16 protein-coding genes are annotated in these 16,087 nt (G+C 32.3%); 14 read left to right on the forward strand and 2 right to left on the reverse strand.

The genetic code is table 11. The features are described 5' to 3' along the window. Window positions 1-53 precede the first annotated feature (53 nt). Entirely contained in the window at window positions 54-440 is a 387-nt protein-coding gene (locus J8L88_RS12735; protein WP_027395456.1) for a nucleoside triphosphate pyrophosphohydrolase family protein, read from the forward strand. 84 nt (window positions 441-524) lie between these two features. On the opposite strand, the gene J8L88_RS12740 is transcribed toward J8L88_RS12735, so the two are convergent. Then, entirely contained in the window at window positions 525-1,592 is a 1,068-nt protein-coding gene (locus J8L88_RS12740; protein WP_211060915.1) for a branched-chain amino acid aminotransferase, read from the reverse strand. Between the two features lie 172 nt (window positions 1,593-1,764). On the opposite strand from J8L88_RS12740, the gene J8L88_RS12745 reads away from it, so the two are divergent. The 3 genes from J8L88_RS12745 (at window position 1,765) to J8L88_RS12755 (ending at window position 3,977) form a co-directional block, all read left to right on the forward strand. Then, a complete protein-coding gene (locus J8L88_RS12745) occupies window positions 1,765-2,271 on the forward strand; it encodes a DUF4920 domain-containing protein (RefSeq protein ID WP_027395458.1) in 507 nt (168 codons plus the stop codon). Beyond that, window positions 2,271-2,966, forward strand: a complete 696-nt coding sequence (mnmD, locus tag J8L88_RS12750; protein WP_211060916.1) for a tRNA (5-methylaminomethyl-2-thiouridine)(34)-methyltransferase MnmD — start codon at window positions 2,271-2,273, stop codon at window positions 2,964-2,966. Before J8L88_RS12745 ends, mnmD begins: the two co-directional genes overlap by 1 nt. A gap of 108 nt (window positions 2,967-3,074) precedes the next feature. Next, window positions 3,075-3,977, forward strand: a complete 903-nt coding sequence (locus J8L88_RS12755; RefSeq protein ID WP_118386859.1) for a TIGR01777 family oxidoreductase — start codon at window positions 3,075-3,077, stop codon at window positions 3,975-3,977. A gap of 75 nt (window positions 3,978-4,052) precedes the next feature. On the opposite strand, the gene J8L88_RS12760 is transcribed toward J8L88_RS12755, so the two are convergent. After that, complete coding sequence (locus J8L88_RS12760; RefSeq protein WP_027395462.1) at window positions 4,053-4,724, reverse strand: YceI family protein; 672 nt, start codon at window positions 4,722-4,724, stop codon at window positions 4,053-4,055. A gap of 160 nt (window positions 4,725-4,884) precedes the next feature. Between J8L88_RS12760 and J8L88_RS12765 the strand changes: the two genes are divergently transcribed. The 10 genes from J8L88_RS12765 (at window position 4,885) to J8L88_RS12810 (ending at window position 15,220) form a co-directional block, all read left to right on the forward strand. Continuing rightward, window positions 4,885-5,427 carry a nucleotide exchange factor GrpE gene (locus tag J8L88_RS12765; RefSeq protein WP_211060917.1) on the forward strand — a complete coding sequence of 181 codons (543 nt, stop codon included), beginning with the start codon at window positions 4,885-4,887 and terminating at the stop codon, window positions 5,425-5,427. Window positions 5,428-5,435: 8 nt separating this feature from the next. Then, entirely contained in the window at window positions 5,436-6,554 is a 1,119-nt protein-coding gene (gene dnaJ, locus J8L88_RS12770; protein WP_108801583.1) for a molecular chaperone DnaJ, read from the forward strand. 339 nt (window positions 6,555-6,893) lie between these two features. Further along, window positions 6,894-7,823 carry an ABC transporter ATP-binding protein gene (locus J8L88_RS12775; protein ID WP_211060918.1) on the forward strand — a complete coding sequence of 310 codons (930 nt, stop codon included), beginning with the start codon at window positions 6,894-6,896 and terminating at the stop codon, window positions 7,821-7,823. Further along, a complete protein-coding gene (locus J8L88_RS12780) occupies window positions 7,816-9,117 on the forward strand; it encodes an ABC transporter permease (RefSeq protein WP_027395466.1) in 1,302 nt (433 codons plus the stop codon). Before J8L88_RS12775 ends, J8L88_RS12780 begins: the two co-directional genes overlap by 8 nt. A 1-nt stretch (window position 9,118) precedes the next feature. Further along, window positions 9,119-10,015: a mechanosensitive ion channel family protein gene (locus tag J8L88_RS12785; RefSeq protein ID WP_035086658.1), complete on the forward strand. Its 897-nt coding sequence runs from the start codon at window positions 9,119-9,121 to the stop codon at window positions 10,013-10,015. Window positions 10,016-10,035: 20 nt separating this feature from the next. After that, window positions 10,036-10,938 carry a DUF6268 family outer membrane beta-barrel protein gene (locus tag J8L88_RS12790; protein ID WP_035086660.1) on the forward strand — a complete coding sequence of 301 codons (903 nt, stop codon included), beginning with the start codon at window positions 10,036-10,038 and terminating at the stop codon, window positions 10,936-10,938. Continuing rightward, complete coding sequence (locus J8L88_RS12795) at window positions 10,938-12,101, forward strand: sigma-54 dependent transcriptional regulator (protein ID WP_027395469.1); 1,164 nt, start codon at window positions 10,938-10,940, stop codon at window positions 12,099-12,101. Before J8L88_RS12790 ends, J8L88_RS12795 begins: the two co-directional genes overlap by 1 nt. A gap of 49 nt (window positions 12,102-12,150) precedes the next feature. Then, the gene (locus J8L88_RS12800) at window positions 12,151-12,672 is read left to right on the forward strand and encodes a hypothetical protein (RefSeq protein ID WP_027395470.1); all 522 of its coding nucleotides are present in this window, start codon (window positions 12,151-12,153) and stop codon (window positions 12,670-12,672) included. 238 nt (window positions 12,673-12,910) lie between these two features. Beyond that, window positions 12,911-13,789, forward strand: coding sequence for a PPK2 family polyphosphate kinase (locus J8L88_RS12805; RefSeq protein ID WP_027395471.1), 879 nt, complete (start codon window positions 12,911-12,913; stop codon window positions 13,787-13,789). Between the two features lie 42 nt (window positions 13,790-13,831). Then, a complete protein-coding gene (locus tag J8L88_RS12810) occupies window positions 13,832-15,220 on the forward strand; it encodes a M20/M25/M40 family metallo-hydrolase (protein ID WP_027395472.1) in 1,389 nt (462 codons plus the stop codon). Window positions 15,221-16,087 lie beyond the last annotated feature (867 nt).

The following is a 16,087-nucleotide window of genomic DNA, read 5'->3' on the forward strand; positions in this document are numbered from 1 at the left end:
CTAAACATATTTATGCTATTTTTACAGCAAAGATAACTTATTAGAGGAAATACATGAAAGATAAAATTGCTGCTGTACAGGAATTTCATACAGCATTCGAGATAGGATATAAAAATGAGCCTATTGCAGATTTAGGAGAAGCTAAAAACACACTTCGCTTTAATTTAATGAAAGAAGAAAATGAAGAATATCTAGAGGCTGCACAAAATAATGATTTGGTAGAAGTGGCGGATGCATTAGGTGATATGCTTTATATTCTATGCGGTACTATTATAGAACATGGAATGCAACATAAAATAGAAGAAGTGTTTGCAGAGATACAACGAAGTAATATGAGTAAATTGGGAGAAGATGGAAAACCGATATATAGAGAAGATGGTAAAGTGCTAAAAGGCCCTAATTATTTCAAACCGAATATCAAGGAGATTTTAGACCGATAATTATAAATCAAAAAATGCCTCAGGAATTCTCTTGAGGCATTTTTGATTATATAAATTCGTAATTTGTTAATCTTAGTTCAGTAATTACACCTTCGTTCTCCATCCAAAAGCATCTTCAGCTTTATTATACTGAATATCCATAAGAGCTTTCTTAAAATGGGAAGCATATGAATTTTCTTGTTTTTCTAGCTCATAATGCTCTCCTTTATAACCGAATGCTTTTACTGGACTTACTACTGCCGCAGTTCCTGCTCCGAAAATTTCTTTAAGACTACCATTTTTAAAAGCATCTACAACCTCACTAACTTTTATAGGGCGTACCTCTACATTATATCCTTGTTTTTCTGCTAATGCAATCAAACTTTTACGAGTAATCCCATCTAAGATTCTATCACTAACGGGAGCTGTCAATAAAGTGTCATTAATTCTGAAGAAAACATTCATGGTTCCAGCCTCTTCCACATATTCATGAGTGTTAGAATCTGTCCAGATAATTTGTTGATACCCTCGCTCTTTAGCTAGTTTGGTTGGGTAAAATTGCCCCGCATAATTACCGGCAGCTTTAGCATATCCAAAACCTCCGCTTGCAGATCGACTAAATTTTTCTGCAACTAATACACTAACATCACCACTATAATAAGATTGTGCAGGTGAACAAATAATCATAAAACGATATTCATCAGCTTCTGATGCAGAAACACTGGGTTGTGTAGCGATTACAAATGGGCGTATATATAAGGAGTTACCAAAACCAGATTTGATCCATTCATTATCTAGTTTTAATAACGTATTTAGTCCGTCAAAAAAATACTCTTCGGGAAATTCTGGCATTGCTAATCGCTCAGCAGACTTGTTAATTCGTTTAAAGTTTTCATCTGGCCTAAACAAGAAAGTATCACCTTGATCATCTTTATAAGCTTTCATTCCTTCAAAAACAGCTTGCCCGTAATGAAATACTCGAGCAGATGGATCCAGTGTTAGAGGTCCGTAAGGGACAATCTTTGGTGTTTGCCATTCGCCATTGACATAATCACATATGAACATATGATCTGTAAAAACTTTACCAAAAGCTAAGTTTTCAAAATCTACTTGACTGATTTTTGATTCATTTATCTTGGTAATTTCGATCTCTTGCGGAACTGCATTTCTCATCCGATACTTAATTTATTGGGTTATGAAAGTTTTTATTAATTGTTGTATTAGTTCTAAAATAATAATAGATCTATATACTCATTTAATATTTTAAACAAAAATACCCTTTTCTTATAAATTAAGAATTTTAAAAATGTTTAATTTTGCTAAACATCATTAATAATAATGTATCATGAAAAAAATCACACTATTTTTTGCCGGATTATCATTTCTAGTATCTTGTAATTCTGTTCAAAAAGAAAAAGAATCTTTCTCAATTGCGGATGTAACACTAAGTCAATATGATAATTTTGGAGGAGAAGTTTCATCAGAAACAGTTCTTTATAAGGATGCAATAGCAGAGAGATATGAAAATCTTAGTGAAGGAGATACTATTGATATCGCTTTTTCTAGTACAGTAAACGATGTTTGTAAAGCTAAAGGATGTTGGATGAAAGTTGCTTTAGGAAATGATCAAGAGACAATGGTGAAATTTAAAGATTATGGTTTTTTTGTTCCAAAGGATATAGAGAACGACACAATAATTGTTCAGGGTAAGGCGTATGTCTCGGAAACTTCTGTGGAAGAATTACGTCATTTAGCTTCTGATGCAGGAAAATCAGAAACTGAGATAGCAGCAATTACTGCTCCTAAGAAAACATATTCTTTTATGGCAGATGGAGTTTTAGTAAAACAATAATGAAAAAGAATCTAAAAAGGGAGATTATTACTACTTCTGATGGTTCTACTACTATTCATTTTCCGGAACTTGATGAGCATTATCATTCTAAACATGGAGCTATCAATGAGGCAAAACATGTTTTTATAGATAAGGGTTTTGATCATGTTTTAGCATCAAAAGCATTTCCAGAGTTACATGTTTTAGAAATAGGTTTTGGTACCGGTTTAAATGCCTTTATAACATATTTAGAAGCACTTAAAGTTTCTCAAAAATTATATTATGTTGGAGTAGAGGCGTATCCTGTTTTGATGGAAGAGGTGAAATGTCTGAATTACTTAAAGCAATTATCAGCTCAAGATCAGGTAGCTGTTTTTGATCATTTTCATCAATCTTCTTGGGGGGATCAACATGCTATAACGGATTCATTTTTTCTTACCAAGAGACAACAGTTTTTTGAAGATATTGATGATAAATCTTGTTATAACTTGATTTATTTTGATGCATTTGGAGCTCGAGTACAGCCAACTTTATGGGAAGTAGATATCTTTAAAAAGATGTATGATGCACTTTTAGATCATGGGGTTTTAGTTACGTATTCTGCAAAGGGAAGCGTAAGGCGTGCGATGCAAGAAGTAGGTTTTACTGTAGAAAGACTTCCTGGACCTCCTGGCAAAAGAGAAATGCTTCGAGCTACTAAAATAATGAACGGTTGATAATGGATTTTAGAAAATTAAAATACAGTTTTCTTAGTGTGTTAAACCTATAATAAATCGGTAGGTTATGTTAAACCCTCGTATTACTTTGCAATAAATTACTTTATTATGAAAGTTTTAATTACTGGCGCAACCGGACTTATTGGTCAGGAAATTGTAAGGTTATGTCATCAATCTTCTATTGATGTCAATTATCTTACTACAAGTAAAAATAAACTGACATCTGAAAAGAATTATCAAGGATATTATTGGAATCCAAGTTCTGGAGAAATTGATTTAGATTGTTTTAAAGACGTCGAAGTTATTATTCATCTTGTGGGTGCTACAGTAGCGAAACGTTGGACGAGCAGTTATAAAAAAGAAATTATTGACAGTCGTGTTCTTACAACTTCACTAATCTTAGAGTCATTAAAAAAAATAAAACATTCGATACGTCAAGTTGTATCAGCTAGTGCGATTGGGATTTACCCAGATTCTTTTCAGAATTATTATATGGAAGATTCCAATAAAGTTGATAATGGGTTTTTAGGAGAAGTGGTGAAAAAATGGGAATCGGCTGTCCAAGAGTTTGATACACTAAATATAGAGGTTAGTTTACTAAGGATAGGATTGGTTCTTTCTGATAATGGAGGTGCATTTCCTAAAATAGCAAAACCTATAAAGCAAGGAATGGGAGCTGTGTTTGGAAATGGAAAGCAATGGCAAAGCTGGATACATGTAGAAGATCTAGCAAAAATGTTTATGCACGTGGTTCAAGAAGAATTAAATGGCTTATATAATGCTGTCGCTCCAAATCCGATTTCTAATCATAAATTAACAATGGTTATAGCTGACCAAATGGAGAAAAAAATAATACTACCCAATATTCCTCGTTTTGCTATGAAACTTGTTCTTGGAGAAATGCATATGCTTCTTTTTAGCAGTCAAAGAGTATGTTGTGATAAAATTTTGAAAACAGGTTTTCAATTTAAATATGAAAATATTACTCAGGCAATAGAAGATCTTGTTTGATGGATTCAATTCAGAAATAAAAAAAGTCCAACATTTTAAATGCTGGACTTTTTTGCTTTATAAAATCTTTTTGGATTAAGCTTTAGTCGCTTTTAAGCTAACTTTTAGCTCGATATCATCTAAGATGAATTTGTCACCTAAATTTTCAAATACTGATTTAGATCCATAATTTACACCCCAATCTGTACGATTGATAGTAAAAACTTCACTGTTTAATGTCATAGTATTTCCTTCTACAGAAGTTGATGCTGGGAAAGAAATATTTTTCTTAATTCCTTTAATAGTAAGATTACCATCAATAACAGTTTTTCCTTCTTTTTCAGAAACACCAGTTACTTCAAAAGATGCATTTGGAAATTGTGCTACATTGAAGAAATGATCTTCTTTACCTTCTCCTTCTCCTTTAAGATGACCTTCTAATCCTGCTTTTTGCTTACCTTCTAAGTCAGTTACGTTAATTGATGTCATATCAATTACGAATGATCCGCTTTGGATTTTACCATCCTGTGTTTTTACCTTTCCATCTGCGATATTGATGGTTCCTGTATGATTTTCTGTTGGCTTTTTTCCAACCCAATCTATAGTGCTTGCCGCGTTGTCTACTACGTATGTAATTGCTTCTACTGGTGCTTCTACTACTTCTTCAGCTGCCGTAGCTTCTGTTTCATTTTTTTTCTCACCTTTACAAGAAGTTGCCGCTACAATAATAGCAGTTACAGCAAATAGGTTAATCAATTTGGTCTTCATAATAATGTTAGTTTATAGTTTAATTTTCAAAATTATTTTTTTAGAAAATGAATACTCTTAAATATATACTAAAATATTCCTGTGACATTATGACATTTATTCAAAAATGGCAGTACTTTTGCATCTTCAAATAAAGAAACTTATAAAAGGTACTAGTTACATGAGTAAGAAAAATAAAAATACAGAAGATATAAAAGATCAAGTAGAAGAAGTACTTGATACTACTGTTGAAGATACTGAAGTAGAGGAAATAGATGTTGAAACACAATTAAAAGGAGATCTGGAAAAGGAGAAAGATAAATTTTTGAGACTTTTTGCAGAGTTTGAAAATTATAAAAAGCGAACTTCAAAGGAACGTATAGAATTATTTAAGACCGCAGGTCAGGATGTAATGCAATCTATGTTACCTGTTTTGGATGATTTTGATCGTGCTATGAAAGAGATTGAAAAATCTGCTGATAAAGATTTGCTAAAAGGGGTGGAGTTAATCCATAATAAATTGAAAGAAGCCCTTAAAGGGAAAGGTTTATCAGAAGTTGAGGTAGCTGCTGGAGATGCTTTTAATGCAGATGATCATGAAGCAATTACCCAGATACCTGCTCCAACAGATGAGTTAAAGGGGAAGATTGTGGATGTTATAGAAAAAGGATATAAATTAGGAGATAAGGTAATTCGTTTTCCTAAGGTAGTAACCGGACAATAAGATAAATGATGAAAGAAGATTTTTATGATATTTTAGGTATTAGTAAAGGTGCTACTGAAGCTGAAATTAAAAAGGCATATCGTAAAAAAGCGATAGAATATCATCCGGATAAAAACCCAGGAGATGCTACAGCAGAAGAAAAGTTTAAAAAAGCAGCAGAAGCATACGAAGTCTTAAGCGACCCTAACAAGAAAGCGCGTTACGATCAATATGGACATCAGGCTTTCGAAGGTGGCGGCGGTTTTGGCGGCGGTTTTGGAGGTGGCGGAATGAATATGGATGACATATTTAGTCAGTTCGGAGATATCTTTGGCGGCGGTGGTTTCGGTGGCGGTTTTGGCGGCGGAGGAAGACAACGTCGCGTAAAAGGGAGTAATCTTCGTATTCGCGTAAAACTTACATTAGAGGAAATTGCTAATGGCGTAGAAAAGAAGATTAAAGTAAAACGAAAAATTCAAGCACCCGGAACTACATATAAAACATGTGGAACATGTAATGGTAGTGGTCAAATGACTCGTATTACGAATACAATTTTGGGTAGAATGCAAACCTCTACTACATGTTCTACTTGTGGAGGAGCTGGACAGGTTATAGATAAAAAACCTTCAGATGCAGATGGGCAGGGACTAAAAGTTTCTGAAGAAACTGTAAGTATAAAAATACCGGCAGGAGTAGAAGATGGTATGCAACTTAAAGTTTCTGGAAAAGGAAATGAGGCGCCAGGTAATGGTGTCGCGGGAGATCTTTTAGTTGCAATAGAAGAATTAGATCATTCAGAATTACAACGCGAGGGTGATAACTTACATTATGATCTTTATATTAGTTTTTCTGAGGCTGCTTTAGGAGCATCTAGAGAGATTGATACTGTATCTGGTAAAGTTCGTATTAAAATAGAGGAAGGTGTACAAAGTGGTAAAATATTAAGATTACGTGGTAAAGGAATTCCTAGTATAAATGGTTATGGAAAAGGAGATCTTTTAGTACATGTGAATGTATGGACACCAAAAACATTGAATAAAGAACAACGAGAGTTTTTCGAAAGAATGGCGCAGGATGATCATTTTAAACCTAGTCCTGATAGTAAAGACAAATCATTTTTTGAAAAAGTTAAAGATATGTTTTCATAAAAATAAGAATGATAAAATATAACCAGAATCATTCTTGAATGCTAATTTTTGTTTAATAAAAATTCGTATATTTGAAACATCACTAGCGCATTTAGTGATAATTTTTCTTTTTCATAGCAATTTTTTTCCCATCCTTAATACTTGTATTTAGGGTGGGTTTTGTTTTTTTATAAACACTAAATTTTCTAGACCAATCTAGATTCTAATTTAGAACATATCTGATGTGTAACTTCAATCTTACTATTGAATGATCAGTTTAAATTCGTTATTTATTTCATTTCATTAATATTTTGACTTAATTAGCATTGTTTTTAATTTTTTAAAAAACCATACCTTTTTATGACTAATCTTTTAGAGGTACAACAGGCATCGAAACAATTTGGCGATTTTATTGCATTAAATGATGTTTCTATAAAAGTACCTAAAGGAAGTATTTTTGGTTTATTGGGTCCTAACGGAGCTGGTAAAACTACTTTGATAAGAATCATTAATCAAATTACATTACCAGATACTGGAAGTGTATTTCTTGATGGAGAACCATTGCAACCACATCATGTAAAAGATATTGGTTATTTACCCGAAGAAAGAGGTTTGTATAAATCTATGAAAGTAGGAGAGCAAGCATTATATCTTGCTCAATTAAAAGGGTTAAGTAAAAAAGATGCTAAAGAGCGTCTTAAATATTGGTTTGATAAATTTGATATTTCGCATTGGTGGGATAAAAAAATACAAGAGTTGTCTAAAGGAATGGCTCAAAAAGTTCAATTTATTGTTACTGTACTACATAGGCCTAAATTATTGATATTTGATGAACCCTTTAGTGGGTTTGATCCAATAAATGCCAATGTGATTAAAGATGAAATACTTCAATTGCGAGATGAAGGCGCTACGGTAATTTTCTCAACACATCGTATGGAGAGTGTAGAGGAGTTATGTGATCATATTGCTTTAATAAATAAGTCAAATAAAATACTGGAAGGAAAGGTATCTGATATTAAAAAAGAATATAAGTCAAATACTTTTGAAGTTGGACTACTATCTGATAATAAAGTAGAATTACAGAAAGATTTACAAGCCAGATTTGTAACGGAGCCTGCAGATTTTAAAACTATAGAAGACCAATTGAAGTTAAAAATTTCTTTGGATACCAATGCTACTTCAAATGATTTATTAAAGTATTTGTCTGAGAAAGGGCAAGTTGTTAGGTTTAACGAGGTAATACCAAGTGTAAACGAAATATTCATTAAAACCATCACCGAAAATGAGTAGTAATTTACAGTTAATTATAAAGAGAGAATTTATATCTCGTGTTCGCAATAGAACTTTTGTTGTAATGACTTTTCTGAGTCCTTTAATCGTAGTGGGGATGATTGCATTGATCGCCTGGTTAACGACTCTTAATAATGACGAAGTTAAGAAGGTAGCTTACGTAGATGAAACAAAGTCGTTTGCTGCAGATCTTAAAGATACAGATGAGGTAAAATATATAGATTATAGTAGCTTTGATTTAGAAACTGCAAAAGACTCTGTAATATCGCAAAAGTTGTATGGTTTATTATATATCCCAAATAAATCTACCAATAAAGAGCTTGCGGAATCCATACAGTTTTATGCAGAAGAATCTCCTAATTTTTCAATATTAAATAAGATTGAGAGAATTATAGCTAATAAACTAACAAAACAGAATTATAAAGCAGAAGGTCTAAATTTAGAGGCGATAGAGAGTTCCAAGGCCAGAATAAATATTCAAATAGAGAATTTTTCTGGAGAGAAAACTTCTAAAATGTCTAATTATGTAAAAATGGCATTTGGAGGTTTTGCAGGTTATCTGTTAATGATGTTTATCATCATCTATGGTAATATGGTGATGCGATCTGTTATAGAAGAAAAAACGAATCGTATTATAGAGATTATAATTTCTTCTGTAAAACCAATGCAGTTAATGATGGGTAAGATTCTAGGGACATCCTTTGCTGGTATTTTACAGTTTTTTATTTGGGTAATTTTAGGAGGAGTTCTTCTATTAGTTGCTACCTCTGTATTTGGAATAGATCCGCAACCGGTAGGAGTTGATCCCTCGATCGCGTTACAAGAAAATAATCAACAAGAAATTCAGCTTTTGGTGCAGGATATTCTAAAACTTCCTTTATTAACATTGGTGTCGTCCTTTTTTGTGTATTTTATAGGAGGTTATTTTTTGTATAGTTCGATATATGCTGCTATTGGAGCAGCAGTAGATAGTGAAACAGATTCTCAGCAGTTTATGTTGCCAATTATATTACCTTTAATGTTAGGGATTTATGTTGGTTTTTTTGCAGTAATTGAGAATCCACACGGAACAGTATCTACGGTGTTTTCTATGATTCCTCTTACTTCTCCGATAGTGATGCTTATGCGTATACCTTTTGGAGTTCCTTGGTGGGAAATTCTAATTTCTATTGCATTACTTATAGGGAGTATTATTTTTATGGTATGGTTTGCAGGTAAAATTTATAGAATAGGTATCTTGATGTACGGTAAAAAACCTAGTTATAAGGAGTTGTTTAAATGGTTGAAGTATTAATATGATTCAGGAAGAAATAACAGAACAGGTTAAAGAGGTAATCCAAGAAGATGTATGGGGTAATATCAAGAAGTTTTTAGATTACGAAATATTTCATTTCGGTCCAGATGATCATTCTATTATACTTACTGTGGGTCTTCTGTTATTCGTGATATTTATTCTCATTATTACTACGATATCACTAAAGTTTATTCGACGAATCGTTACAAGAAAATTACAAAAGGAGGATAAACTAAAATTTGAATCTGTTTTTTCTTTTTCAAAGTATTTTATCTATATAATTGTTATTCTTATAGCCTTAGATAGTATAGGGTTTAATATTACAGCTATTTTTGCTGCCTCGGCTGCACTTTTGGTAGGTGTAGGTTTGGCATTACAAACATTAATTCAGGATGTTATCTCTGGGATTTTTATACTAATTGATCAGACGGTTCACGTAGGGGATATTATTGAATTAGACGGTAAAGTAGGTAGGGTGGAAGAAATTAAATTAAGGACTACTAGGGCAGTTACCATAGATAATAAAGTGTTAGTTATCCCTAATCATAAGTATCTTACGTCAACATTATATAATTGGACCCAGAATGGATCAATAACAAGAGAATCCATAGAGATTGGAGTAGCATATGGTAGTGATATAAATTTAGTAAAGCAATTGCTTATAAAAATAGCAAACGATAATGACAAAATTCTGAAAACTCCAGAACCACTAGTATTGTTTACTAACTTTGGTGATAGCTCTTTAAATTTCAAACTTATTTTTACCATGAATGATAGCTTTCAGGCCAGTATTCCAAAAAGTGAAATAAGATTTGAAATTGATCGTTTATTTAGGGAGAATAAGATAAATATTCCGTTCCCTCAGCGAGAAGTTACTATCTTAAACCCCAAACAGTAGTATAGCCCCTAGATATAAAAATGAATAATAGAACCTTACTAATAATTTGTATTACTCTTTGCTGTATTATTAATACGGTAAGATCACAGGATACTAATTTAGCTAGGGTAGAGTACGCGTATATTCCGCAAGCTAATAGTGATAATGAATATAATAGTTTAAGAATTTCTGGAAACTATCCAATTAAGATGGATGACAAGGGAACTTATTTGGTGATGTCATTTCAGTATAGATTAAATAACTTATTGTTAAATGATGATTCTATAATCGTTGATAAAGATGGTCTTCAAGAATTTCATACGATAGGTTTTGAATTAGGATATACCTATAAAATGAAGAATAATTGGAGATTCGGGGCTAAACTGGGAGCACGTCTTTCCTCTAATCTTGAAGGTTCTGGAATAGACGGAGATGATTTTAGATATGTAGGATCGGTTTACTTTGTAAAAAGTTATGGAAAGAAGACATCTCCAAAATCTGCAAGATTAGTGTTGGGATTGCGATATGCTGCACCAGCCAGTATTAACTTTCCGTTGCCTATAATTAATTATTCTAAACGATTTCATCCAAGTTGGTCATATTCTATAGGAACACCAAAAACAAGTATAAAGTATTTTTTTAATGAGACCAATACTTTACAAGCATTTATAGGGCTAGATCGATTTTATGGTAACATACAGAATAATAGGGTGTTTGTCGATGAAAATGGCGAGACTAAAACTGCAGAAAACGCTTCAATGTTATTAATTAATAGTGCTTTGGGGTATGAATACTATTTTACGGAACACTTATTGTTATTTGCATATGGTGGATATACTTTAAGTAATGAAATTCGCTTGCGAGATAAGAATCAAGAAAATGTTTTAATTCTCAATGATAGAAATACATTTTATCTGAGAGGTGGAATTAAATTAAAATTATAATGGCAAAAATATTAGTAATAGAGGATGAAGCGGCAATCAGAAGAGTGCTCGTTAAGATATTATCAGAGGAAAGTGATAAATATGAAGTTTTTGAGGCAGAAGACGGATTAGTTGGAATTGAAAAAATCAAGAATGAGGATTTCGATTTAGTACTATGTGATATCAAAATGCCTAAAATGGATGGGGTAGAAGTATTAGAAGCCGTAAAGAAAATAAAACCAGAAGTTCCTATGGTTATGATTTCGGGTCATGGTGATTTAGATACAGCTGTAAATACCATGAGATTAGGGGCTTTTGATTATATTTCTAAACCACCAGATCTTAATCGATTACTAAATACTGTTCGTAATGCTTTAGACAGAAAAGAATTAGTTGTCGAAAACAAAATGCTTAAAAAGAAGGTCTCTAAAAATTATGAAATGATCGGTGAGTCCACAGCTATTTCTGATATAAAGAATATTATCGAAAAAGTGGCAACGACGGATGCAAGAGTTCTTATAACAGGTCCAAATGGTACTGGTAAAGAATTGGTAGCACATTGGATACATCAAAAAAGTGAACGATCTAAAGGTCAAATGATAGAAGTGAATTGTGCTGCTATTCCGGGTGAATTAATCGAAAGTGAGCTTTTTGGTCATGTAAAAGGAGCATTCACCTCTGCTAATAAAGATCGTGCAGGTAAATTTGAGGCAGCAAATGGCGGAACTATATTTCTAGATGAAATTGGAGATATGAGTCTTTCTGCACAGGCCAAAGTACTTAGAGCTTTACAAGAAAATAAAATACAGCGAGTTGGTAGTGATAAAGATATTAAAGTAGATGTACGAGTGGTAGCTGCAACAAATAAGGATCTTAAAAAGGAAATTGCAGACAATAAATTTAGAGAGGATTTATATCATCGATTAGCGGTGATCCTAATAAAAGTACCAGCATTAAACGACCGTAGAGAAGATATTCCTTTATTAGTAGATTACTTTACAAAGAAAATTTCTAATGAACAAGGATCTCCTGCTAAGACTTTTTCGGATAAAGCAGTTAAGCAATTACAGCAATATGATTGGACCGGTAATATTAGAGAATTACGTAATGTTGTGGAACGTCTTATAATACTTGGTGGAAAGGAAGTTAGCGAGGAGGATGTTAAACTTTTTGCTGCGAAGTAAGAAGAATCATTATCTTGCGACTTACCCCTAAAATATATTGACCCCAAAAATGAAGAGAATACTGTTTGTAATTATATTAGCTTGCCTTTCATCTGTATTGAATGCGCAGTATGAACCAAGTGCAATAAATTATGGGGTAGTTGCTATTAAAAGTTTTAGTTCGATAGAAGAAGTTGGGCTGGGAGTAAGAATAGAATACGCTCCAAATTGCTATACAACCTATATGGGAGAATATAATCGTTTGTTTTCGATTGGAACAAGCGATGAGATAGAAGGGTACAATGAACTTGCTCTCGGAGTTAATTTAATTTTGTTTAATTGGTATCCAACAACGATAACTGCAGGGTTTGGTTACATAGGAAACGATTCTAGTGTTTTTGAAGAGATAGAAGATGATGCTTTAATAGCGTTTAGAAGTGGAGATTTTAATCATGGAGCTCAAATTAAATTACGAGCTTTACATCAAATTGCCGTTCCTGTTCATATTTTTGCCGAATTTAATTTAAAAAGCCTTGGGAAACAATATCATACGTTTCTTATTGGATTTAGTTATGACTTTGATGCACGATAATGATGTTGTTTTATTGTGGTAAAAGTTACTCTTTATTTTGACCTTTATATCTTCTCAAGAATCGTATTATGAATGAGAGGAATATATCTTGAGATTACATCCAAAGAATTTTAGAATACATTACATTACCCCTCTTTTATTCTCAAATATCCTTTAAGTAATTAATCTTACTTAACATTTTTCTTTTTTGACCAATCTAAAACTTTAGTATCTTACCAGAGATAATACAAATCAAACTATGAATAAAATAGATCACGAAGATTTTAAAGTTTCTCAACCGATAGAATTGTCAAAAATTCCTACAACTTATGACCTCGGAGAGAGTGAAAAAAAAATTGAAAAAGAACTAGAAAAGGTCAGAGAAAAATTAGGCAAATTTCAAGACACAATATATGCGCACGATAAATATGCCATTTTAATTTGTTTACAAGGAATGGATACAGCTGGGAAAGACAGTCTTATCCGAGAAGTTTTTAAAGATTTTAATACGAGAGGAATTGTTGTACATAGTTTTAAAGTTCCTACGGAATTAGAACTTGGACATGATTATTTATGGAGACATTATATAGCGTTGCCACAACGTGGAAGATTCTCTGTCTTTAATAGAACACATTATGAAAATGTTTTAGTGACTAGAGTACATCCACAATATATTATAGGCGAAAAACTACCGAATATTAATTCTGTAGATGATATAAATGATGAGTTTTGGGAAAAGCGTTTTGAGCAGATAAGAAATTTTGAAAAACATATAGCAGATAACGGGACACTTGTTTATAAATTTTATCTTCATTTATCCAAAGAAGAACAAAAAAACAGATTACTTCGTAGGTTAGAAAAGAAAGAAAAAAACTGGAAATTTTCTTCAGGAGATCTTAAGGAAAGAAAACTATGGGACGATTATCAATCTTGTTATCAAGAAGCAATAAATAAAACATCCCTACCACATGCACCTTGGTATGTAATTCCTGCAGATGATAAACCCACCGCAAGATATATTGTAGCAAAAACATTATATGATACTTTGATAAAATTTGATGATATAAGAGAGCCGGAATTAGACGAAAAAACCAAGTCTAATATAGAACAATATAAGCAACAACTGGAAAACGAATAATAATACGATTACATTTAAAATAATATTATAAAAAATACATCTGTGAGAAATATAGTCTTTATCCTTTTTATAACTTTTTCTTTTTCCTCTTATAGTCAAAAGGATAACAGAAAAGAAGATTCAATAGCAATTAAAAACTTTTATACAACTTCATTATTAGAAGGTAAAAGCTATACTTGGTTGGATTATTTATCTAATCAAATAGGGCCTAGGTTGTCAGGATCTTTAAATGCTCAAAAAGCAGTGGAATGGACAGAACAGGAACTTAAAGATATAGGGCTGGATAAAGTATGGTTGCAATCTGTAATGGTACCTAAATGGACAAGAGGAGTTACTGAATTTGCTTATATAGAAACGGATCCTGGACAAACAACGAATGTCCCAATTTGCGCTCTTGGAGGTTCTGTTCCTACACCTATAGGTGGAGTTAAGGCCGAAATAGTTGAAGTAAAGGATTTAGAGGATCTTCGAAAACTTGGAACAGATAAGATAGAAGGAAAAATAGTATTCTTTAACCGTCCGATGCAAGCTGATTTAATTAATACTTTTGAAGCTTATGGTGGATGTGTAGATCAACGCTATTCTGGAGCTGCAGAAGCTGCTAAGTTCGGAGCGGTTGGTGTAATTGTACGATCAATGAACTTGAGATTAGATGATTTTCCGCATACAGGTTCAATGAGTTATGGAAAACTAACTGATTTAGAAAAGATTCCGGCAGCTGCAATAAGTACAAATGGAGCAGAATTATTACACTCCATGTTAACGCTAAACCCAAAGGTTAAGTTCTTATTAAATATGAATTGCCGTAGTTGGAAGGATGTGGAATCTTTTAATGTAATAGGAGAGATTACGGGTAGTGAATTCCCTGATGAATATATGGTTGTAGGAGGGCATCTGGATTCTTGGGATTTAGGTGACGGCTCACACGATGATGGAGCAGGAGTAGTACAATCTATGGAAGTACTTAGGTTGTTTAAAGATACAGGATATAAACCAAAAAGATCCATTAGAGTAGTTTTATTTATGAATGAAGAAAATGGACTAAGAGGAGGTAAAAAATATGCAGCTGTAGCTAAAAATAAAGGGGAGAATCATGTATTTGCATTAGAAAGCGATGCAGGTGGTTTTACTCCAAGAGGTTTTTCTTTTGACTGTAGTAATGAAAATTTTGATCAGATTAAAAGTTGGAAACCTCTTTTTGAACCTTATTTGATTCATTATTTTGTTCAGGGAGGTAGTGGAGCAGATATAGGTCCATTAAAAAAAGATGGAATAGTATTGGCCGGACTTCGTCCAGATTCTCAACGGTATTTTGATTATCATCATGCTAAGAATGATACTTTTGATGCTATTAATAAAAGAGAATTAGAATTAGGTGCTGCCACTATGACAAGTTTAATTTATCTTTTTGATAAATATGGAGTCAAGTAATTTTCGAAGTTAATTTAATAAAAATTTAGGCGTAAAAACTTCTTAAAACACGTTGATATAGTTTGTTTTTTTTGGGGAATTTTGCGCTTTTTGTCTAATATTGTGTAAAAGTGTAAAAATTCTGTAAGTTGTTTCTTGTTTAAAAATTTAACTTTTTTATGAAAATTTTTATAAGAAAAAACATTTAAAAATGATTTTTTGTTAATTTAGGCTGTGGTTTTACCATTGAGAAGGTTTTCTTTTTTTGTAAATCATCTTTTTTTTTGTCCTTTTTTGCATTCTTTTTTCTTAGCATCTTCTTAACAACGAAACTTTTTTCTTTTTTTAAGATTTAAGAAAAGTATTTTGATTCTTCCTTTACGCCCCAGAAACAGTAAGCTCAGAGATTAATGCTAGAAACTAACAAGTTTTAGATAAAACTTGTTAAGACTTAGTAAAGGTGACTAGTGTTACTTTTTTACCTGAGAGTTGTCATAACTTTATTCAACGTTTCAAACGATATTTTTAGATCAAACCTTAATAACTAAATCAAGATTTGATAAAAGAGTTTATCGATGAACGGAAAAGTAAACGTAACAATCGTCATGTCAAGCATTTTCCCAATTTATGTTTGATATGGTTTTAATGACAATTAACTTAAAACTGTACTAACCTATGAACAAACTCAAAAAAAACAAAATAGCATTGTCTTCTATGTTATTTTATTTAGAATCGAATTTTTTTCATCATTCTAAACCTATTGGTCTTAACTAAAGATTTAAGACACTACAGTAAAAAAATAAACAAAGCTTCAAAGGAGAGTTAATAGTATCAATGAATATTTAGGTTTCAATAAATTGGTCAACCAATTTATTGAACGAATTCTAA

The organism is Aquimarina sp. MMG015, assembly GCF_018100855.1.
In the GTDB taxonomy this organism is placed as follows: Bacteria; Bacteroidota; Bacteroidia; order Flavobacteriales; family Flavobacteriaceae; genus Aquimarina; species Aquimarina latercula.

Bases quoted from the DNA above. Each gene is read 5' to 3' on its own strand.
- J8L88_RS12735 (WP_027395456.1), top strand. From the start codon at position 54: ATGAAAGATAAAATTGCTGCTGTACAGGAATTTCATACAGCATTCGAG.
- J8L88_RS12740 (WP_211060915.1), bottom strand. From the start codon at position 1,592: ATGAGAAATGCAGTTCCGCAAGAGATCGAAATTACCAAGATAAATGAA.
- J8L88_RS12745 (WP_027395458.1), top strand. From the start codon at position 1,765: ATGAAAAAAATCACACTATTTTTTGCCGGATTATCATTTCTAGTATCT.
- mnmD (WP_211060916.1), top strand. From the start codon at position 2,271: ATGAAAAAGAATCTAAAAAGGGAGATTATTACTACTTCTGATGGTTCT.
- J8L88_RS12755 (WP_118386859.1), top strand. From the start codon at position 3,075: ATGAAAGTTTTAATTACTGGCGCAACCGGACTTATTGGTCAGGAAATT.
- J8L88_RS12760 (WP_027395462.1), bottom strand. From the start codon at position 4,724: ATGAAGACCAAATTGATTAACCTATTTGCTGTAACTGCTATTATTGTA.
- J8L88_RS12765 (WP_211060917.1), top strand. From the start codon at position 4,885: ATGAGTAAGAAAAATAAAAATACAGAAGATATAAAAGATCAAGTAGAA.
- dnaJ (WP_108801583.1), top strand. From the start codon at position 5,436: ATGAAAGAAGATTTTTATGATATTTTAGGTATTAGTAAAGGTGCTACT.
- J8L88_RS12775 (WP_211060918.1), top strand. From the start codon at position 6,894: ATGACTAATCTTTTAGAGGTACAACAGGCATCGAAACAATTTGGCGAT.
- J8L88_RS12780 (WP_027395466.1), top strand. From the start codon at position 7,816: ATGAGTAGTAATTTACAGTTAATTATAAAGAGAGAATTTATATCTCGT.
- J8L88_RS12785 (WP_035086658.1), top strand. From the start codon at position 9,119: ATGATTCAGGAAGAAATAACAGAACAGGTTAAAGAGGTAATCCAAGAA.
- J8L88_RS12790 (WP_035086660.1), top strand. From the start codon at position 10,036: ATGAATAATAGAACCTTACTAATAATTTGTATTACTCTTTGCTGTATT.
- J8L88_RS12795 (WP_027395469.1), top strand. From the start codon at position 10,938: ATGGCAAAAATATTAGTAATAGAGGATGAAGCGGCAATCAGAAGAGTG.
- J8L88_RS12800 (WP_027395470.1), top strand. From the start codon at position 12,151: ATGAAGAGAATACTGTTTGTAATTATATTAGCTTGCCTTTCATCTGTA.
- J8L88_RS12805 (WP_027395471.1), top strand. From the start codon at position 12,911: ATGAATAAAATAGATCACGAAGATTTTAAAGTTTCTCAACCGATAGAA.